The following is a 22,133-nucleotide window of genomic DNA, read 5'->3' as shown; positions in this document are numbered from 1 at the left end:
AAACGAGGATGGCCTACTTTCTCTAACTTATTCGCACTTTATATATTTAAAATACTTATGAGAAGAATTGTATATTCCTTGTTCTTATTGGCTGTTTTAGCCTGTTTTACTTGTAACCAGTCTGCGGCACAGGTTAAAATGATCCCGACACCTGCTCCAGAACGTCCTGCCGGACAGACAGATGTTTTAAACCTGGCTTGTGATCCGATCCCGACAGTGCGTGTTGCATTTATTGGTCTGGGTATGCGCGGAAGTGGTGCGGTTTACCGCTATACATTTCTGGATGGGGTAGAGGTGAAAGCGCTTTGCGACCTGAATGCAGATTATGTGAAAAGTGCACAGCAAACACTGGCAGGAAAGAATCTTCCCGCTGCCGATGAGTATACTGGTTCTGAAGACTGGAAAAAGATCTGCGAACGGAATGATATCGACCTGATTTACATTTGTACCGATTGGCTGAACCATACACCGATGGCAGTGTATGCGATGGAACATGGGAAACATGTGGCGGTAGAGGTGCCCGCTGCCATGTCGATCGACGAATGCTGGCAGTTGGTGGATACGGCAGAAAAGACCCGTAAACATTGCATGATGCTTGAAAACTGTTGCTACGATTTCTTTGAAATGGCAACACTGAACATGGCCCGGCAAGGTGTATTCGGTGAAGTCATTCACGGTGAAGGAGCATATATACACGACCTGCGTTCATTAAACTTCTATCCGAGTGAGAAAGGCGGCTATCAGGGAATGTGGCGTTTGAAATATAACGAAGAACATACCGGCAATCCGTATCCTACCCACGGCTTAGGCCCGATTTGCCAGATTATGAACATTCACCGTGGTGATAAGATGAATTATCTGGTCTCTATGTCTACCAAAGAGGCGGGCATGACTGAATATGCAAAGAATACTTTTGGAGCCGATTCAAAAGAGGTGAAGCAGGCATATAAACTGGGTGATATGAATACTACCCTGATCCAGACAGAGAAAGGGAAAACTATTCTGATCCAGCATGATGTAACCAGTCCGCGTCCTTACGATCGTAAACATGTAGTAAGCGGAACGAAAGGTTTTGCACAGAAATATCCGGTAGAAGGAATAGCGCTGGAGCCGAACGCCCACGAGTTTCTGAATAAGGCTCAGATGGATTCTATTATGGCCCTGTATGAACACCCTATTACGAAAGAAGTCGGTGAAAAAGCCCGGGAAGTAGGAGGCCACGGAGGTATGGACTTTATTATGGACTACCGTCTTATTTACTGCCTGCAGAAGGGCTTGCCCTTGGATCAGGACGTTTATGATGCCGCCGAGTGGTCTTGCCTGACCGAGTTGACTGAAACCTCGGTGAATAACGGAGGTGCTCCTGTTGAAATACCCGACTTTACCCGTGGTGCATGGGATAAACTGAAAGGTTTGCAGTTTGCAAAATAACACTAGGTATATAGATTGAAAAGGGCTGTCGGATATTCTATTCCGATAGCCCTTTTTGTTTGAATATCTTCTTGTAAAGATAATGTTTGACATTTTGTTACTTGTCTTTTTGTAAATGGTAGGGATACAGAGGGTTGCCGAATGGTTAAAATCGGGATTTTGTAATGAATATCCTCACCTTTGATAATAGAACCGGCCGTATGGTTAAAAAAGTGTAATGGCAGAGTTGCTATTAAATTGTTATTTATATCTTTGTACCATTCCCCTGATAAGTTGGTTATGACCACCTTCGGATAAATAGTTTATCCGGATGAATATGTGAAGATTATAGAAAAGGATTTATATAGAACTTTATTTTAGTATTACTTAAATTAGAATTTATGAGTAAAACAATTACCTCGTTAATTGCCGGCCTCGTGTTGTCGGCCAGTGTTTCAACTCATGTATATGCCCAAAATTACGGCGGACATAAGATTACGTATCGTCCGACGGAAGTAATGAGCAGTGATGAGATTGATAATGAAGTAAACCATTTTGAAGCAGACAAGTGGTACCAGTTGGTAGATGAAGATGGCAAACTATTAGTGCAGTATCGTGATCTTGGTTATGGTTATGGGTATGGTACCAATGGTTTGGTCTTGAAACTAGAAGAACCGGGTTATAATACCCCAATCAATTATTCTTTGTGGTCAATCAAAGCTACCGATGACGGACGTAGCGGAAAGAACTTCGTGTTTGTGAACAAAGAAACAAATATGGAGTTGGAGTATGGGCATGTGAAAGCTTATACTCAGGAAAAAGTAGAGAATCATAATTCTTATTCTGATGGCCCTATTAAATCCTTTCTGGGTGGTTGTACACAAAACTGGGCTTGGTACACAACCGATAAGCAGGTGGATAATTTCGACTATGCTCCCTTGTATTCTTATTTCAGCAACCAGGACTCGGTTCTTGTTTTGAAGAAAAATGAGTATGAGGGCTCCAATGAACTCATGGCCTGGAAGTATTCTAAAGTAGAAGCCGGCGATGCAATGGCCAATATCATTGGTGATATCGTTAAGGTAAAACCTATTCTTGCGGGTGCTATCACATTGGATGCTAGTGCTGTTAACCAGATGGTTGATTTCCAGTATGGAAATTTCTGGGGAGGTTTGCCGAAAGATAAGAGCGTACAGTTCGACGCAACGGTTAAACCGACTGTGACTAGCCCGTTGCTGACAAATCAATTTATCGCGGTGGATAATGATGGCTCTTATTTCCCTTCAATAAGTAGCGCCGATGCACTTCTTGGGCTTGAATCCGATGAAGCAAAAAAGTATGTAAGATTACAGGTTCCGGGAGAAAGAGCTAGTGATGGTGATTATGATACTTACAGTACTTTATATGTAAGTACCGAATACTTCCCCAATAGCAGTAAAGATCTGAAATTAGACCTTATGGAAGGCGATCTGGATGCAAGTAATATGCCGGACGATATCACTGGATTGACACCAAAAGCATGGATTGCCCGTTCTCTCTTCAAGTTCACTTATTATCCTTCACAAGACAGTCTGGTGATCGAGCCGATGAATGCTTTGCAGAAAAATGCACCTTCCGGCCAATGGGTAAATGCTCAATATGCGTTCAACTCTACCAATAATGATATGGCAGCGATATGGGCTGCCAATGGAGTAGCTGCTCCGGAGCATAACGACACATACGGTCCGGTAGTTCTCCGTTTGGCTTACCTGACTGATAAGACGTCTGTACTCACAGCTAAGAATGCTGAATTGGATGGCGGCTATGAGCTCCCAGGCTCTCTACAGACCCGTTTCTTCTTCAAGAACCGCGACTTCGATTATCTGACACGTACCACATTGCCGGAAGGAATTTACTTTATCAAGAGTGCCGACAACGGTAAGAATGTGGTGGCTAATTTGGCAGGACGCATGATGTTCGATGCTCCGGAAGACGATCAGAACTATGACGACATGCCTGCTACCATGTGGGTTGTTAAGCATACCGGTTGCGGTGACCGCTCTACCGTAGCTATCTATAACCGTGAATATGCATTCGATTATGCTATTTTCGACAAAGAGGATCCAGGTGCAGTTAACAGAAGATATAGTGATGAAGGTTGGTATATCTGTCAGGATACTGTTCCGGTCTTTGAAGGCCAGTTATATAAAGATAAAGACGGTAATATTTTCCTGATCAATGAAAACTATACCGGATTTGAATACAACAGTTGTAGCTCATGCAGTCTCTGGATGTTAGACCACCTGCATAACTATAACTTCATTCCGGTAACAGATAACGAAGCACTGACAAGCGAACATCACGGATACAAACACCTTGATCCGGCATCATTGCTTTACACCAAGTATCGTTTGAACTATAACCTGTTCGCTAACGGTAACCTCTATCTGAATGTTGTAGATAATACCTTCATGCCGATAGAAAGCCAGTCTACCACTTATGAGCTGGAAATTGCTCCGGAAGACTTTAAAGCAACCAACTATGAGTTTGGTTACGGTGCAGGTGTTGCCGGCTTACCGCAATTATCTCGTACTGCTTATGTGTTGAAAGTGAGCGATAAGAACCTCATCGATAACGATAAGATGTATATCGCCCTGGTAGAAGAATTTGGTAAGACTGCTTACTATCAGCCGATGAGCCGCGACGATATTGAAGCCGGCAAAGGCAAGCTCGGTGTATTCTATCTGAAAGCCGACCAGCGTAAAGACGATGACAAATGTTATATCCTGATCGATATCTTTAATAATAAGGTAAATGATTGTGATGAGTGTCCTGAAAATCCAGATGATAATGGTCCTTATCCTGCTTCTTTGACTTTACGCAATACTCCTGCTCCTGATCCGGGCGATTGTGAAGATTGTGAAGAATATGAGAAATGCTACATCCCGAAATACTCTTACGCATTCAACGGTTGGAGACAAGCGCATTGCATCGACGGTATCGGTAAGTTAAGCATCACTAAACTGGATAAAGAAGCTGAAGACCGCTCATCCGCCTTTGCCGTTATCACCGACGACCGTCCATTGTATATGGATCTGGGCGAAGAAGGTAAGACGATCAATCTGTCCCGTGCAAGAGGTGCAGGAAAGGAATTCCTGTATGAAGACTCTAATAATGCAGTAAACGTACCGGGCGCTAAGGATGAATTCAACTTCTTAGGCTTGACAGCAGAAATGATCAAACCGGGTGAAAACAGCACGACTGCTATCTATGCAGACTATGTAGTGAAATCTACAGACCGTATGCCTCAGTACCTGTTGGTTGTACGTCCGGATTCCGTAGCAGACGGTAAGTGGTGTAACACACACGGTTACAACCCGGGTTGCGAGCACGAAGGTGATTACAACGGTTACCTGGCCGGTAGCTTCCTGATCAACCTGACTGACTCTGTAAAGGGCGGCACGAACATGTTGAACAATCCTGACGCTTACAAATGGCAGTCTTATACTCGCCTTGGTTTCGTGGATGGTGTTCACCAGGTAGATGCAGACGGCGAATTCTTGTATATCCTGAAGAACGGTAAGAAATTGGCAGACCTGAGAACTAAAGACGGTGTTCTTGATCCTCGCGACCTGTACAATGAAGAGCTCTTCGAAAAGAAACCGGTAGACGGCCTGCATAAGAACTATGCATTCTCTCTGCGTTACACAGACGACGATCATAAGGACTTCTTGCTCGAGTCTAACCTGGACGGCGTATCACAGATCGCTTCCTTCAAGGGTGCATGGGTGAAGATCCACAATGGCGTGCCTGTATTGGCTGAGTTTACTGTAGAAAACGGCAACCATGAAGATGACGACCAGAAGATGCAGGAATTGATCAACCAGTCTCAGATCTTCAACCTGGAAGATACTGACGACTTTGCAACTTCCAACGATGAAGTTTCGACTTCAACCATCAGCGTAGTTGCCGGTACCGGTTCTATCAGCGTACGCAATGCAGGCGGTAAGATGATCGTTGTTTCCAACGTATTGGGTCAGCCGCTTGTAAACCAGACTGTCACTTCCGACAATGCAACGATACCTGTTCCTCAGGGAGTTGTAATAGTAAGTGTGGAAGGCGAAAAGGCTGTTAAAGCTATCGTGAAGTAACTCGATAAATATTAGTAATTAAATACCCGGGCGGTGTGTCAGTTATGCAGGAATGCATACGGCACACCGCCTTTTTTGTTACCAACCCTGTCCGGTTTTATCAGCTAATGCTTATCTTCGTGCAGAATTTCAAACATAAACTTATAATAATGAAAAGAACACTGTTGAGTCTTGCTACTGCCTCTCTGTTGCTGGCTTGTGTATCCTGCGCAAACAAGTCGGGTGTTACAGAGAACGGAGAAATTGCTCTGATCCCTGTTCCACAGGAAATGACTGTCGGTTCAGACTGTTTTACCCTGACACGTAACGCCGCAATTACCCTGGATCAATCGAATGAAGAACTGAAAGGCATCGCCGATTATCTGAATGGTAAGATCGCTCCCGCCACCGGTTTCACGCTCCCTGTGGAGAAACATGGAAAGATCGAATTCAAACTGGTGGATGATGCCGCTCTGGGAGATGAAGGTTATCACCTGAAAGTGAAACAAGGCGATATCCTGCTTACGGCGAATAAGCCTGCCGGAATCTTCTACGGCGTACAAACCTTGTTGCAGATGCTTCCGGCAGAGATCAAAAGCGGGACTGCACAACCCAAAGATAAGAAATGGACAATTCCCTGTACGGAAATTACCGATAAACCCCAGTTCCCCTGGCGTGGTCTCATGCTGGACGTAAGCCGCCACTGGTTTACGAAAGAGGAGGTAATGAAGTACATCGACGAGCTGGCCGAATATAAAATGAACGTTTTCCATTGGCACCTGACCGACGACCAGGGCTGGCGCCTGGAAATTAAATCACTGCCGCGCCTGACCGAGGTAGGCGCCTGGCGTGCTCCCCGTGTGGGCGACTGGTGGGGACGCGAACGTCAGCAGCCGGGTGAGGAGAGTACTTACGGCGGTTTCTATACCCAGGAAGAGGTGAAGGAAGTGCTGGCTTATGCCGCCCAGCGTTTTGTACGCGTCATCCCTGAAATCGATGTGCCCGGTCATGGTGTAGCCGCTCTGGTTTCTTATCCGGAGCTGGCTTGTATGAAAGCCCCCGACGCACTCAATGTAGGTAATAAATTCTATGGCGAAGATGAGAATACGCTATGCATCGGCAAGGAGTCTACTTTCGAATTTATGGATAAGGTGCTGACGGAAGTAGCTGCCCTTTTCCCGGACGAGTATATCCATATCGGTGGCGACGAATGTTTCAAAGGCTTCTGGCATAAATGCCCCCGTTGCCAGGCACGCATGAAAGCGGAGAACCTGAAGAACGAAGAAGAATTGCAGAGCTATTTCATCCACCGCATGGGCGACCTGCTGAAATCGAAAGGCAAGAAGCTGGTCGGCTGGGACGAGATACTGGAAGGCGGCCTGGCACCCGATGCCAACGTCATGAGCTGGCGCGGTATGGATGGCGGTATCAAATCGGCTAAAGCCGGGCATCATGTGATTATGACGCCGACCGAACATTGTTACCTGGATTTGTATCAGGGAGAACCTTCCGTAGAACCGGCCACCTATTCCATGTGCCGCCTGACGGATTCGTATAGCTTCAACCCCGTACCCGAAGGCGTTCCGGCCGAAATGGTACTGGGCGGACAAGGTAATGTCTGGGGCGAAGCGATCCCTACTTTCCGCCATGCCGAGTATATGACCTGGCCGCGCGGCTGGGCGTTGGCTGAAGTATTGTGGAGTGGGCCTGCCCAAACGGATTGGGAAAAGTTCTGGCCCCGTGTAGAACGTCATTTCGTTCGTGCCGACCAAGCCGGCATCAACTATGCCCGCAGTATGTATAATGCGATCGTTACCCCGTATCTGCAGGACGGCGTGTTGCAGGTGGAACTGGGAAGCGAGATTGCCGGTACGGATATCTACTATACATTCGATAATACAGACCCGGATTGCTTTACTCCGAAGTACAGCGAACCGCTGAGCATACCGAAAACAGCCAGCCGCCTGCGTGTCATTACTTATCGCGACGGTAAGCCGGTCGGTAAACTCATATCCCTGACAATAAAAGAGCTGGAGAAGCGTGCCGAGAAGGACAAACGAACCGGCCACGGTAACCTGACTGTTGACTGATAGGATTTTAACCAAGTTGTTCGTAACCTTTTTGTAACAACTTGGTTTTATCTTTGTAACAAGACTGAAATATGTGTGAAATAGAAAAGCGCTTTCTTTGCTGTCGGAAACAGTGATGTAATACATTTTTCACCGCAACCAACAAAGTTAGGAATGAAAGTAATCAAATTTATGGCGCTCTCCCTGTTGGCGCTGCTTCCCTTTCTCGCGGAAGCTCAGAACACGGAACAGTTAGATGCCCGCATCGATTCGCTTGCGGAAGAGACAGCAACGCTGGATAAGATAGTGAAGGGACTAAGCAAGTTTAAAGTCTCCGCCTATATCCAGGGACAATATCAGTATGGACAGGAGGATGCCACCCTGAAAGTGGGCGACAAGAACGAGCACGAGGATAAAGGCTTCAACCGTATCGGTATCCGCCGTGGTCGCCTGAAGTTCGAATATAACGACGGCATCGGTACCGGAGCCGTGCAGATCGAAGCCAACGACAAAGGTGTCAGCTTCCGCGACCTGTATATCGGTATCAAAGATCCCTGGACGAAGCGCAGCCAGTTGATGGCCGGTGTTTTCAACCGTCCCTTCGGGCATGAGATCGGGTATTCCACCAGTGGCCTCGAGTCGCCCGAACGTGCCACGATCATCCAGTACTTCTTTCCCGACGAGCGCGATCTGGGAGCGATGCTGACCCTTCGTGCCAAGAAGGATAGTCCGTTGGGCTTTCTCCGTCTGGATGCCGGGTTGTTTGCCGGTAACAGTATCAACCGCGAAACCGACAGCCGCAAAGACTTCATCGGACGCCTGGGTGCCGACAAGGAAATCGGCAACTGGGGTAAATGGGGTACAGGTGTATCTTACTACAACGGAGGTGTCTACAACCCGACAACGACCGCTTATGAAATGGACGGCAAACGCTTTATCGAAGTGGATAAAGGCAGAACCGGTACTTATATGAAGCGCGAATACATCGGTATGGACGCCCAGTTCAGCTTCCTGAGTTCATGGGGAACAACCTCGTTGCGTGCCGAAGGTCTTTTAGGTACACAGCCCGGAATTGCCGGAAGCAGTAAAAGCCCGAATACGGGAACACGTCCGGAGGATCTTCCCGAAAACGCCCTGTTCAAGCGCCCCTTTATCGGTTATTTCTTCTATCTGGTGCAAGACATCGGCACTTCCCCTTTCTCTGCCGTATTCAAATACGACGTCTACGACCCGAATACGAAACTGAAAGGAAACGAGATCGGTGCCGAAAACACATTCACCTCTAAAACCGACCTGGCCCAAAGCACATTCGGTATCGGCGGTCTGTACCGCTTCAACAAACACATCCGTGTGCAGGCCTATTACGAATTCAACTTCAACGAAAAGAGCGACTTCGTAAAAGGCTACGAACAAGACCGCAAAGACAATGTGCTGACGGTGCGGTTGCAGTATAAGTTTTAAATAAGGGTCGAAAGGTTCGATTCTTGACAATTTTGAGTCTGATGATAGTGTCGTAGGCGGACCCAAAGGGTTCGTACTATGTTAACCCCCAGTGCAACTGGGGGGCATGTCGATCATCACCGGTGAGCCTCGAAGAGGTTCAACCCTAGCGTGTTGTTCGCCCCCCTTGGGGACGCACCATCCGGCAGACACCCTAACCCACGGTTGCACCGTGGGTTAACATAGTTCGAACTCTTCGAGCCCGTTGACGTCGCTAAATAGTTCACCTTTTCCTATTACCAAATCTCTTTACTATACCTCACCCTATACTCTGCAATATACCTCTGAAGACATAAAAGATAATGTAATATAATATCCTTTCCTGTCGCATTTGATATCTGATATACCCTTTATCAATTAGTGAATAGCTGGAATACCCCGCCCTTATCCATCATGTATTATTTATTTGATAAATATCCCTCAAAAACCTAACAACCTATTAATATTATTCTTACATTGTGGTATTCTAATTGTTTAAATATCAGAAAAATATGGAAGACAAAAAAACAGAACCGTCTCCCTGGAGGAGAGCGTATGGGGTAACGGAATTTGCCCAACTCTATTTTCCCGGCCGAACGCCGGTGGTTGCCTATAAACGTATGTGGGAATGGATACGTACCTCGCGCGGACTGAAAGCCAAGCTCGAAGCCGCCGGATGGGTGAAATTCCAGAAACTCTACACGCCGAAGCAAGTAGGCGTACTGATCGAACATCTGGGGGAACCCTGACAGTATAAACCTCATTATAATTTAGTATGAGAAATCAAATTAATCAAGACGTTGAATGTACCCTGTTCAGAACAGCATTCGACACCCTTTCTTACACACCGGTCACCCTCGGTGGCTATTTAGCCGATGTGGTAAACGGTAAGTACAAACAACAAGTAGAAAACGTTCGCGCCCTGGTAACCTCCGGCAGTGAGGAAGAAGCGGGTATCTGTAAAAAGAACCTTCCCCTGCTCGTGGCAGGCGGACGGATGGAAGGCGGCCGCAAACGCGAACACCTGGTAGGTTACTCCGGCTGCGTAGTGGGCGACCTCGACCATGTGCCGGGATCACCATCGGAGTTGCTCGCCCGTGCCCGCGAACTATCCTATGTGAAAGCCGGCCATATCAGCCCTTCGGGTACCGGGCTGAAACTCTTCGTGCTGGTAGACAGCGATATGGAACACCACGCCCAGGCCTTTGCAGTGGTAAGCCGACTGCTTGAAGCCGACTTGCCGGACGTGAAGGTAGACCCTTCGGGCAAAGACCCCAACCGCGGTTGCTTCGTCAGCTACGATCCGGCGGCCTTTTATAAGATAGAAGCCGAAGTGGTATGTGTCCCTGTTGCACCCGGAAAGTCCGGTGTCTTTTCCCAGCCCGAACCCCGCTCGTTGTCCAACTACATCGACAAGTTTGAAGCAGGCAACCCTTTTACCGACGGCAGCCGCCACAGCTATGTGGTGAAGCTGGCTTCGGCGCTCAACAGTGCCGGTTTCAGCGAAGCCGAAGTGACGGCAGAATGTCTCTACCGCTACACCGCTCCGGGTTTCGATGAAAAAGAGATCCTTGCCACCGTGGCAGACATCTACCACCGTTACCAATCTGCCCACGGCAGCAATTCCGGCCGTCAGACACCGGGTATGGCGACGAAAAAAAGTGTCAGAAATCTCAAAAGTTCCACCCCCGTTCCCGAAGATGCACTTTTGGACGACGGTTCCCCTATGGGCCCTGATTATGAACCCGTAGAAGGTGATTTTCCGCACTTCGACAAGTCCCTTTTGACAGGCCTTCCGAACCTCCTCGCGGACGCTTTGAAGACAGCTTCCGACGATACGGAACACGACCTGACATTGCTCGCTTCACTCACCATGATCAGTACCGCCTTACCCAAGGTGAGAGGCATGATGCAGGGCGAAATGTATTATGCCCCGTTCTACACCGTCGTGACCGGCCCCTCGGGCAGTGGTAAAGGGTGTGTCAGCCGGGTATTTAAAATGATAGAACCCTGGCAGCGTTCCATCTACGACAACTCCGCCCGCAAGGTGGAGGAATATAATAAGGAAAAGGAAGCCTACGAGCTCGACAAACTGAAGCAACGCCAGTCGAAAGCTAAAAAGCCGGCCGGTACTCCTCTTGAATGTCCCCGCTTGGTGCAGCAAAGGCAGCTCCATATGGCAGGCTACACGACGACTGCCCGTATGATTGCGCAGTTGGAGATAAACGATCCTTATTCATCCCTCTTGTTCGAAACCGAACTGGAATCGTTGAACAACACGATGGCGCAGGATTTTGGCGGTTACGGATACGTTCTCAACCAGGCATTCCACGGGGAACGTGTGAGTTGCGCTTCGAAAACCAACGGTACCTTCATTGTCGAACATCCGAAGCTGGGTATGTTCGTAACCGGTACCCCCAGCATGTTCGCCAAGTTCGTACCCACTACCGAAAACGGCCTCTACAGTCGTTTGCTGATCTACCATATTGCCGGAGGTGGCGTTTATCGTTCTCTGACTTCTGCTGATAATGACCCTAAGAATGCGTCCTACTTCACGGAGCTGGGCGGAAGATTGCAGGATATGGCCGTGTTCCTCGAAAAAACGGATACGTTTGTCAGTTTCACCGACCGTCAGCGTAAGAAGCTCGACCGCTATTTCTCACGCGAATATTATAATGTACGCGTGTTCGGTAATGAAGATGTTACCTCGGTCGTGTTGCGCCACCGCCTGATCATCTTCCGTATTGCAATGGTACTGACAGCTTTGCGCAAAGCGGAGGAAGAAGTAGAGACAGTGCATCGCATCATAACGGATGCCGACTTCGAAGTGGCTTTCCATATCGGTACTGTTTGCCTGCGTCATTCGATGCTGGTAAGCACCACCCTGAAGCATAGCGATACGGAGCAGCATTTTAAGATGCACACAGCCCAGCGTGACCTGTTTGCCGCCATGCCGGATAAGTTTAAAACAGCCACCCTGGTGGAAGAGGCGGTTGTCCGCGGAATCAGCCGTTCGAGTGCGTTCCGTATGCTGAAAAAGGCGCAGATGTATGATTTATTAATCTCATTAGGTGCGGGTTACTATGATAAAACGGACTCGGGGAAAAATGTCACTATTTCGAAAAAGGGCTAGAGACTTTTGAAACTATTGAGACTTTTTATCGTATTCTTCCTCCTTGCCGATCCCCTCTGAAAATGGGTAGGCACCGGACGCTCAACGGGTAGTTACCCGTAGAAAATGAGTAGGCATCGGAGGTGAAACGGATAGTTATCCATCTAAAAACCGACTGTTTTTAACATTTGTTGGAAATAGTACTCTAAACTATGAATAGCAAGGCTAGAGATCGAAAAAAGACTGACTAAAAAAAAGGATCGTTTTTTCTCGTCACAAAGGTAACTCATCATTTTGAAATACCAATCATTTCTTCTAATTTTTTTCCCCTTACTATCTTCTTTCTTATCAACAGAATAGCAAAGCAAGTACGAAATTACAGCTTTTTGTCATCAAATCAAAATTCCTCGAAAACAGTGACGAGAAAAAACGATCGTTTTAGCTAGTCATTAACATTTGGAAGCCTACCGAGAGTAGGCTGTGAGCGAGTTTTTATAACACTATTATTAATATTAAATTTATTGATTATGAACAAAAAGTTTTCTACTTTGGTAGCCGGCGTTCTGCTGGCTATGGGTGTTGGGACTGTTTCTGCTCAGACTTACGGAAGTTTAGCAAATACAAGTTCTACTGTACAAAAGCTTGAAACTGGAAAGAGTTACATCCTTTCTGGAAAAGCTGGAGAACAGTTAAATGTTACTAAAGATGGGAATGTGTATAAACTATCTATTTTTGATAGTAAAAGTGCAACATTAGCTGAAATTGATTCTGCTTTGTGGACGGTCTCTGTTATCGACTATCCGAATGCTAGTACTCCTACTTTCCGCTTTGTAAATAAAGCAACTGGTCTTCCTTTGTCTATTAACTCTGCTAGTGAGTTGGTTTATGAGAATGGAGCTACTGTTTCAACAGATTCAATTGCTGTTGGTGGAGATATTGTTGAGTGGAAGTATACTGCTCAAACATCATACTCTTCTCAAATTGATACAGCAAGATTAGCAGCTGCATTTTCAAATGACTCTTCTATTGTGTTAGGATATAACACATCAAACAAAGCGGTTGTCGCTAAAATTTTTGCAAATGCCGATGTTAAAGAAGGTAATGCAACTGGCTTTACAGCTTTGGCTGTTGCTCCTTATGAAGCAATTCCTGTTTATTTGAATGCAGGCGATCTGAACACAATGATGGGCAAGACTTCAAAGGTTACAGACGGTTGGTTCACTTTGAATTATACTCCGGAATTGATCAATGCTAAAGAATTGAACATCTTTAAAGGAAAACAGTTGCAGGCTGTTCCTGCTATGGCAAACAATGCTGCTCCAAATGCAACCGATTATACGAAAGCTGTATCATATACAGACAGTCTTTATTTGATCGATAAAGCTCAGTATGATAATAGGACAAACAACGATAACAAATATTTCGTTATGGTTGATACTGCTTATTATAACTCAGCAAACCGTGGTTCTAAATACAGACCGTTTGTTTATGCAGATACAACAAAGTCTATCTTGAAAGGAACAGATGGTTCATTACCTCAATTCGCTTTCAAATTTCAGTACTTCCCTTCTTCTGACTCAATTGCTGTATACACAAGTGGGGCAGCTAAGAGTTTTAATAATGCTGATCCTTCTGGATATTGGAAAGATATTACGGATCTGACACCTGATACATTAGTGCAGATTGCAGTATTGACAGATAAGACTCACTCAGAATTTGCATCTCATAAGGATGTTGATGGTGCTGGGGTTAGATTCTATCTGGATGGACGCACTCCTGCAGATTTGGCCGATATTCCTTCTGATTACTATTTCATCAAGAATTTGAACGATGATAGCCAGATTATTACTGATAAGAAGAAAAATTACTATTACACAGTAGGTTTGGACTCTGTTATGACTTATTTACCTGATGCAAACAAAAACTGGTATGTTTCTGCACAGTGGATCGTAAGCTCTAATGGTGGTGTTGTGACTAGCATTGTAAACCGTGAATATGATAATGATCAGTATACAGGTCAGTCTAATCTTCCTGTAGGTTTATTCTATAAAGGTGAAGGTTATTCGGCAGATAATTTGGTTGTTACAGACTTGGCTGGAAACAAATATAAATTTGAAAAAGTAACAGATGTAACTGTCCCTGCTTATTATAATAAGATTGAAGGTGATGCAAATTATTACAAAGCTTATTCTTTGAAATATTATACAGGATTCGAAGGAATTAATGCTTATGTAGATGCTAAGAATGACAAAGCTCTGCAAGTTCGTGAATCTGAAAATGCTAATTTGTTCTTCCAGTTGGTTCCGATGACTGCTAAAGAATCCGATGCAGAAAAGTTCACAAATGAAGCAAATAAGAATGTTAAGCAATTAACTCGTATTGCTTATAAATTGAGAGTATTACCTTCTCGTAATCTGGCAGAACAAGATCAGCAATGGATTGTTCTTGATGGTGCAAAATACAAACTGGGTAAGAATAAGAAAGACAACGCTGCTGTATTCTACTTGAAAGAGTCGACAATTCAAGGTAACTATGTATTGATTGATACTGCTTCTTATTATAGCTTCACTCCGAAACCAGTAGAAGCTAATAAAGTGGTTGTTTCCGATGCAACATCTTCTGCTCTTGATCTTGAATTTATCAAAATGTCAGGACGTACAAGTACATTTTCTTTGTCACCTGCAGATAATTATATCTATCGTAAGTTAAGCAAAGATGATGATTTGGCATTATTTGGTGATACAGTTAAATTCTTTGATACAAAGAATCCTTCACGTGTATTATTCGAAGATAGTAAAAATGTATGTGTAGATATCAATAATGATTCAAAAGAAAATACTTGGACAGGTGCTAACTATTTGGGTATCTTTAATGAATATCAGTTAAAAAGAAATGAAGCGATCTTTGTAGATACAGCTTATGTTTCTGAGACAACTATACCACAGTATTTATTGGCTGTACGTGTAAATAGCCATAGTGAGGTTGAATGTCCGGCTGATCATTCTCACCCGACTACAGGAGAGTTCTCTCGTACAGGTTGGTATTTGGTTAACTATGTTGACTCAGTAGCTGATTATAATGCTGCAAATAAAAATCCTCAGATCTTCCAGTATACTTCTCTTGGAACTACAGAGCCTTATACAAGATTAGGTTTTGTTCCTGCTAAACATTTGTATAAAGAACGTAAACTGGTAATCTATGACAATGTTCCGGTTTTTGATACTGCAGACTTGAACAATTTCGCTAAGAGCGTAAGACATGACACTATTGACCTAAGCAAGAATATCCGTCAGAATGTAACATTCCAATTCCGTATGGTAGAAGATGGTAACAATGATTTCGTAATGGAATCAACAAACAAGACTAATCCTATAGAATTGACTTATGTGAAAATACATAATGGTGTTCCTGTATTAACAGATAAAGATTATGATGCAGATGTATTTAATATTGCTCATACTTCGGAAAGACCTGTTGCTAACGAAACTATCGGTGTAACTTCTGTAAGTGTAATTGCTGGTAATGGTGATATCACAATCAAGGGTGCTGCAGGTAAGAAAGTTACTATCAGTAACGTACTTGGTCAGGTTGTAGCTAACGCAGTTCTCTCTTCAGACGACACTACCATCTCTGTACCAGCTGGTGTAATAGTTGTAGCCGTAGAAGGTGAAGCTGCTGTAAAAGCAATCGTAAAATAAAGCAATTATTTAAAATCAAATAATTCTAAATTGTTTACCGCGTGGTTCCGTCATGAGCCAAGTAGCCTGCGAGGGTGAACAAGCGGTAGATATTAATACTAAAGTAATGAAATAAAGTTCTTCTGTTCAACCTCTGTGAAGAGCAAAAACAGACAAAAACAAGGCCCCGAAGGATTCGTTCTTCGGGGCTTTCGTATGTAAAAAAGAACTTGATGTCGCAATTTGCGACATCAACATCTTCATACAAATGTAATACCTGTTTCATGTGGTTGAAATACCTGTGTAGTTACTTTGCATCAGGAAATTAATTCAATAAGCGTAATGAAAAAGACAATTGTTTTGGCTGCTATGGCCGCCTGTTTATTTACAACAAATGTATTTGCACAGAAGATTAAGGGGAGTGATACTTGCCTGCCGGTCACACAGACGGAAGCTGAAAACTTTATGAATAAGAATAAAGGTACTAAAGTAACTGTAACAGGTGGTGGTTCTGGTGTCGGCATTTCCGCCCTGATGGAAGGAACGACCGATATCGCCATGTCTTCCCGTAAGATGAAATTCGACGAGAAAGTCCGCTTGCAGGAAGCTAAGAAGAATACGAAAGAGGTAGTGATCGCCTACGATGCCCTGGCAATCGTAGTGCACCCCTCTAATAAAGTAACGAACCTGACCCGCGAACAGCTGGAAGGTATCTTCACCGGAAAGATCAAGAACTGGAAAGAAGTAGGCGGAGCCGACCTGAAGATCGTTGCCTATTCACGCGAAACCTCTTCCGGTACGTACGAATTCTTTAAGGAAAGCGTACTGAAAAATAAGAACTACATGAACGGCATCCTGAGTATGCCTGCCACCGGAGCCATTATCCAGTCGGTAAGCCAGACAAAAGGAGCTATCGGTTACGTGGGGCTGGCCTATGTAAATAAGGATGTAAAACCGATCCATGTCTCTTACGATGCAGGCAAGAGCTTCGTCGAACCCTCTTTTGCCAACGCAAAGAATAAGACCTATCCGATCGTCCGCCCATTGTTCTATTATTATGAAGTGAAGAACGAAGGCCCTGTAAAGCCGTTTATCGATTATGTATTGTCGGCAGAAGGACAGGAAACAGTAAAGAAGGTGGGATATATCCCGGTTAAATAGTTAGAATCAAGTAGTAAAAACGCAGACAGTGTTTGATGCATTGTCTGCATTTCTTTATTGGTAGGTATGGTGATAATTCATAATTTACTCAGCAGTTCCTGTTCCAGCAAACACAGGTCGGATTTCAACGAATGATACTTTTTATTCAACCGTTTTACTTCTCTGGCAAACGGTTGGTTAAATATTATATCATAATTCATTGATCAACTCTCTTAAAGTTCTGCCTTTGGTTCCAGTACGGCGGCGTTCGGCTACTTCGTTCAAACCTTCAGCAATACCGGCAAGAATTTCCTCTTTGCTTATCGTATCTTCTTCCGATATCACGTTGGTTGTTCCCTCTTTACCACTATACAAATGTTTCAGATAATCCTGAAGCTTTTCCAGTATATCCCGACTATCTATATTGAGCACCTGTCGAGCTAGTTCGGCTTTGCGTGCTTCAAGTTCTATTGCTGTCATAATTAACTCCTTTCTTTTAGAGGTTTATCCCTTTATGCAAAGATACGATTAAACCTGGAAAAGAGTGTAAATCTGTGGCTCCTTTAATACTAGAATTATAAATACTGCACAAAAGTACTATACCTGTGCAATAATATTGGTTCTTTTTGCACATCATTTGGTTTATTGTGCTACCTTTGCCGCGTATTTAATAACAATATTTTTCATGAAGACATTAACAATCGGAGATTTGAAACCTCGCTTCCCAATTATCCAAGGCGGGATGGGCGTAGGCATTTCTCTATCCGGCTTAGCCTCAGCCGTAGCAAATGAAGGTGGGATCGGCGTTATCTCCGCAGCCGGTCTCGGACTCTTATATAAAAAACTATCACCTAATTACACGGAAGCAGGCAATTTAGGCCTCGCCGAAGAGATCCGCAAAGCCCGTGAAAAGGCAAAAGGTATCATCGGTGTGAACGTTATGGTGGCACTTTCCGATTTCGCAGAACTGGTGAAGACTAGTATCGCCGAAAAGGTGGATATCATCTTCAGTGGTGCAGGCCTGCCGCTCGACTTACCTTCTTTCCTGAAGAAAGACAGTGTAACGAAGCTGGTGCCTATCGTATCGAGTGCACGTGCCGTACGCATCATCTGCGAGAAATGGAAGAACAACTACGACTATCTTCCCGATGCCGTTGTACTGGAAGGCCCGAAAGCCGGAGGTCACCTCGGTTACAAGGAGAACCAGTTGGAGGACGAACATTTCTCACTGGAAGAGTTACTGCCGCAGGTAGTACACGAAGTTTCCCTGTTTGAGGAGAAATACAACAAGAGAATCCCGGTAATTGCGGCAGGAGGCATTTATACGGGTGAAGATATCAAACGCATGATGGATCTTGGAGCATCGGGCGTTCAATTAGGAACCCGTTTCGTCACTACCACCGAGTGTGATGCTTCCGAGGCTTTCAAGGAAAGCTATATCAAAGCGGAAGAGAAAGACATTGAGATCATCAAGAGCCCGGTCGGAATGCCCGGACGCGCGATCCACTGTAATTTCCTCGAAAAGGTAAAGGCCGGCATCAAACAGCCGAAGGCTTGCCCGTTCAACTGCATCAAGACGTGTGATATCTCGAAAAGTCCTTATTGCATCGTGACGGCGTTGTATAATGCGTTCAAAGGAAACTTTGAAAACGGATATGCCTTTGCCGGAAGCAATGCCTGGAAGACCAGCCGCATCATGTCGGTGAGGGAGACGATCAACGAGTTGATCAACGAATGGAAATCGAAAGAATGATTTTTCTACTTATATGAATACAAAAAGCCCCGGTAAGCATCCTGCCTATCGGGGCTTTCTTTATCTGGTGGCCTGTCCCCGTTATTGACGCGGGGAGGGAGGTCTTATTGTTCTTTCAGCCAGTTGCTCAATTCTTCTCCGTTCTGTGCAGCCGCTTTCACGCCTGCGTTGGCAGCCTTACCGAAATAGTCGAGCGCTTTCTGGTACTCTTTATTTCTGGCATAAGCCACACCGAGGTTATTCCAGGCTTCCGGCGTATTGATCTTCTGCAGGCGGGCGATACCGGCATCGGTAGCTCCGCGTTCAATTTCGAGGGCGGCAGTGTTCTGCTGTGCCACAGGGTCGGTCGGATAGAGGCGTACGGCGATGTCGAATACTTCCTTGAATTCAGGGCTGTCTTTCGGATAGGTGTTGGCTACCACGAACATCTCGTTCAGGCTCAAGTACTGCGGTTTCGTCTTGATCACCTGTTTGGCTTCGTTCACGTCGAACGGACGGGCGATGTAAGCCAGCGTGTAGTCGATACGGCGCAGGGCAGGATAATAATCATCCAGTAACATACGGTAAGTCTTGCCGCCGTTCAGCGCTTTCAGCTGTGCTTTACGTTTATTGATATCGGATACTTCCAATACTTTCAGGATCTCATCACGGTTGGACAGGTTGGAAGCCTTGACGGCGTTGCGCAGGCCGATCCAGTCTTCACCTTCCCAGTTCACCTTCATCAGGGAGGCCGGCATGTCTTCCTTATCCTTCATATAAGCGGCGAATGCTTTGGCGCGGCTTTCCGACAGTTTCATATTATAATCGTAGCCACCTTCCGGCGAAGCATATCCGGTGATATTGAATTCCGTAAACTTCAGGTTCTTGTCGTTGCGCACCTCGCTAACGATCTTGCTCACCTCTTTCAGTTCGGCGGCATTGTTCTTGAAGTCGTGCAGCAAGACAGACTTGCCCACTTCGAAGTTCAGGTAAGCCGAATGGGTTTCGCTGCGCTGTTTAACCGGTTCTGCCGGAGGAGTGACATAGCTCAACTCGTAAGTCGGTGCAACCACCGGCGGCAGGATACGTGATGACAGCGGAGTGATATTACTTGCCACGTCGCACGAAGCGCATCCGGTCGTATTGGCCTGCATCACCAGTGAGGCGTTGCGCATCCAGCTTTCGTACGGAACGGTCAGCGTCATAGGGATAGACTCCGCCTGGTTCTTTTTATGGCGGAAGATCACGGTCGGTGTTTGTTCAAACGGTTCCGCACCGAAGCCCATCTCGCGGTCGAGTGCTTTCATACGTTTCTTTCCGGTGATCACGAACGGGTCGAACTTCACCGTGTGTGCTTTGTCGGCCGACTGAAGTACCGGCGTGATGATGACCATGTTCTGTGATTTCAGCTGCATGTTGTTGAGGTTGGCGGTAGTCGACAGGCTTACCTGGCTGCCCTCTTTCTTTACCTGCAGATCGCTGTATGCTATGCCGTCGGGACTAACAGTCTGTGCCTGCATGCTCCCATAGGCGGAGCATAATAAAACGGTTGCTATATAGAATAACTTCTTCATTTTGTTTACTTGTTTTTAGTGGATGAAATAGATGAAGGAAAGGGACGCTTTAGTCACTCCCCAGTAATTGTGGTTGCCGCTGCGCAGTTTAGGCATATCTTTGCCTTTGGCATATTCGTCGTAATGCATGCGGGCATAACCAGCACCGATCTCGGCTTCGATTCCCCAGCGTTTGGATAATATCCATTGATGGCCGATACTGACGCCCCCGCCATACAAATAACCGTCGTAACGATGGTTTTCCAGTTTCTTGAACATATCGAACGGCAGCTTGAAGCCTGCCACGTCGTATTGGCCGCCCAGTGCGTGAACGCCGATAAATGTCCCGTTGAACTTCTCGCAAGTCCAGAAACGTACGCCTGCATGTGCCAGCCAGTGTTTCGCCTGCTTGTCGTTGCTAAACTCGAATGGATTGTAACCCGCAGAAAGATCCATTGTAACCTTTTTCCCTAGCCCCACTTCCAGACCTAGGTTTGGAGTGGCAGTGGCATCATAGATGATATTATTCTTTAGTGCTACATGTTGTGCACTTGCATAAAGGGAGAATAATAACGTTGCCCCTATTAAAAAGAATTTCTTCATGTGATATTCGTTATTAGTGATACTCTTTGTTCTTAACAGGAAGGTTTCGGATATTGTTTGCCCCGTTTTGAAAAAAAGGTGAAATGTTAGGGTTAATTATTAAGAAAGAAACAGGTTTTGAGATTTGTTATGTTAATTGGGAAAAACGAGGGGATAAGAGGGTTTAAAATAACTTAGTTCGTAGAGAACTATGTTAGTAATGCTGGCAAAGATAGTAATAATCAGTAAATATGGTATCAACATAGGGTAATTATCAAGACTTAACCGTCAGATATCTGTTTGTTTCGTCTTTTTCTTTACAGGAAAAGGTACTCTGAGGGTATCAACGGGGAAAATAAATGTTCTTCTTAAACTTTGGTGTATCGTTCTTTCTATGCTGCGTACAACAGTGGTGGAGCTTCTCTAGCTATGAAAATCAATATAATAACCACAGTTCTCTACGAACTCAATCAATCTAATAAAGCTTATGGCAACAAATGAACCAAAAAAGCGTAGTATCGTCGCCAATCTTGTGGCTAACATGCTGACAGAGCGTGAAGATGACTTCACAGCCAACGTTACTTACGTGGCAAACCGCTCGATCGAAGACCTTTGTAATATTGCCGCCAACGGTAAAAGTAAGTTCTCTGCTTCCGAATTACTGGCCGCCCACAACGATCTGAAGGCGACTGCAAAGGATGAATTGTACTCCGGTTCTACCGTAGAATTCGGACTTGTTCACAACTCCCTTGGAATAGACGGTTCCTTCATCGGCCCGAAAGCCAAATTCGATCCGGCAAAGAACAGTGTAACCCTTCGCAGCACGCCTATTATTGATGTGAAGAAGGATCTGAAAGAGGTTGGTGTGATTATAGGTGAAGTGGTGGAAGGACTTCCTACCCTCAGAAAAGTAACCGATGTATTCACCGGTGAAGTAAATGGAAAGATCACTCCGGGAAATACCCTCAATGCGGAAGGTAAACGCATCAAAATCGTAGGGACGGAAGGTAATACTGTTGGGCTTTTCTTTATCAAGTCGGATGATGATGCAGAAACAGCTGTTCCGATGACTGTCGTTTCGCGTAACGATCCTTCTTTCCTCTCTTTCATAATCCCGGCTCTGGCTGACGGAAAATATTATCTTGAAATAGCGACCCAATATGGTGGCAACCGTACAGTCTTGCTAAAGGACGTACGGCGTAACCGTTTCCCTTATGTGCTGACGGTAGGTAATGGTGAGGATGACCGCCCCGTAATAGAATAAACTTTT

The 22,133-nt window shown here is 45.3% G+C and carries 14 protein-coding genes; 10 read left to right on the top strand and 4 right to left on the bottom strand.

Annotation, left to right across the window (positions count from 1 at the left end; genetic code table 11):
* The first annotated feature begins 57 nt into the window (after positions 1–57).
* From HMPREF1212_RS17835 to HMPREF1212_RS17800, 8 genes are all read left to right on the top strand, one after another.
* Positions 58–1,431: a Gfo/Idh/MocA family protein gene (locus tag HMPREF1212_RS17835; RefSeq protein WP_046150536.1), complete on the top strand. Its 1,374-nt coding sequence runs from the start codon at positions 58–60 to the stop codon at positions 1,429–1,431.
* 380 nt (positions 1,432–1,811) lie between these two features.
* The gene (locus HMPREF1212_RS17830) at positions 1,812–5,540 is read left to right on the top strand and encodes a DUF6383 domain-containing protein (RefSeq protein WP_157317056.1); all 3,729 of its coding nucleotides are present in this window, start codon (positions 1,812–1,814) and stop codon (positions 5,538–5,540) included.
* A 149-nt stretch (positions 5,541–5,689) separates the two neighbouring features.
* Positions 5,690–7,609 (top strand): beta-N-acetylhexosaminidase, encoded by a 1,920-nt coding sequence (locus HMPREF1212_RS17825; protein WP_046150534.1) that lies wholly within the window; start codon positions 5,690–5,692, stop codon positions 7,607–7,609.
* A gap of 153 nt (positions 7,610–7,762) precedes the next feature.
* Positions 7,763–9,049, top strand: coding sequence for a hypothetical protein (locus HMPREF1212_RS17820; protein WP_046150533.1), 1,287 nt, complete (start codon positions 7,763–7,765; stop codon positions 9,047–9,049).
* A gap of 530 nt (positions 9,050–9,579) precedes the next feature.
* Positions 9,580–9,816 (top strand): DUF4248 domain-containing protein, encoded by a 237-nt coding sequence (locus tag HMPREF1212_RS17815; protein ID WP_046150532.1) that lies wholly within the window; start codon positions 9,580–9,582, stop codon positions 9,814–9,816.
* Positions 9,817–9,842: 26 nt separating this feature from the next.
* Positions 9,843–12,200, top strand: a complete 2,358-nt coding sequence (locus HMPREF1212_RS17810; RefSeq protein ID WP_046150531.1) for a DUF3987 domain-containing protein — start codon at positions 9,843–9,845, stop codon at positions 12,198–12,200.
* A gap of 506 nt (positions 12,201–12,706) precedes the next feature.
* A complete protein-coding gene (locus tag HMPREF1212_RS17805) occupies positions 12,707–15,877 on the top strand; it encodes a DUF6383 domain-containing protein (protein WP_046150530.1) in 3,171 nt (1,056 codons plus the stop codon).
* A gap of 321 nt (positions 15,878–16,198) precedes the next feature.
* The gene (locus HMPREF1212_RS17800) at positions 16,199–17,017 is read left to right on the top strand and encodes a phosphate ABC transporter substrate-binding protein (protein ID WP_028727739.1); all 819 of its coding nucleotides are present in this window, start codon (positions 16,199–16,201) and stop codon (positions 17,015–17,017) included.
* Between the two features lie 77 nt (positions 17,018–17,094).
* Here the strand turns inward: HMPREF1212_RS17800 and HMPREF1212_RS27500 are convergent, their stop codons facing one another.
* Together HMPREF1212_RS27500 and HMPREF1212_RS17795 are read right to left on the bottom strand one after the other, a co-directional pair.
* On the bottom strand, positions 17,095–17,217 hold the full coding sequence (locus tag HMPREF1212_RS27500; protein WP_255353076.1) for a hypothetical protein: 123 nt from the start codon (positions 17,215–17,217) through the stop codon (positions 17,095–17,097).
* A complete protein-coding gene (locus HMPREF1212_RS17795; protein WP_028727741.1) occupies positions 17,207–17,476 on the bottom strand; it encodes a hypothetical protein in 270 nt (89 codons plus the stop codon). The genes HMPREF1212_RS27500 and HMPREF1212_RS17795 overlap by 11 nt, the downstream gene beginning before the upstream one ends.
* A 205-nt stretch (positions 17,477–17,681) precedes the next feature.
* Here HMPREF1212_RS17795 and HMPREF1212_RS17790 point away from each other — a divergent pair, with 205 nt between their 5' ends.
* Complete coding sequence (locus tag HMPREF1212_RS17790; RefSeq protein WP_028727742.1) at positions 17,682–18,749, top strand: NAD(P)H-dependent flavin oxidoreductase; 1,068 nt, start codon at positions 17,682–17,684, stop codon at positions 18,747–18,749.
* Positions 18,750–18,853: 104 nt separating this feature from the next.
* On the opposite strand, the gene HMPREF1212_RS17785 is transcribed toward HMPREF1212_RS17790, so the two are convergent.
* Both HMPREF1212_RS17785 and HMPREF1212_RS17780 read right to left on the bottom strand, forming a co-directional pair.
* A complete protein-coding gene (locus HMPREF1212_RS17785; RefSeq protein ID WP_046150529.1) occupies positions 18,854–20,302 on the bottom strand; it encodes a DUF3868 domain-containing protein in 1,449 nt (482 codons plus the stop codon).
* Between the two features lie 15 nt (positions 20,303–20,317).
* A complete protein-coding gene (locus HMPREF1212_RS17780; RefSeq protein WP_028727744.1) occupies positions 20,318–20,884 on the bottom strand; it encodes a DUF3575 domain-containing protein in 567 nt (188 codons plus the stop codon).
* 466 nt (positions 20,885–21,350) lie between these two features.
* On the opposite strand from HMPREF1212_RS17780, the gene HMPREF1212_RS17775 reads away from it, so the two are divergent.
* Complete coding sequence (locus HMPREF1212_RS17775) at positions 21,351–22,127, top strand: DUF4469 domain-containing protein (RefSeq protein WP_046150528.1); 777 nt, start codon at positions 21,351–21,353, stop codon at positions 22,125–22,127.
* Positions 22,128–22,133: the final 6 nt, after the last annotated feature.

This window comes from Parabacteroides sp. HGS0025, from assembly GCF_000969845.1.
GTDB classification, from domain to species: Bacteria; Bacteroidota; Bacteroidia; order Bacteroidales; family Tannerellaceae; genus Parabacteroides; species Parabacteroides gordonii.
Note: the sequence above shows the minus strand (reverse complement) of the source record. Positions and strands in the feature narration are given on the sequence as shown.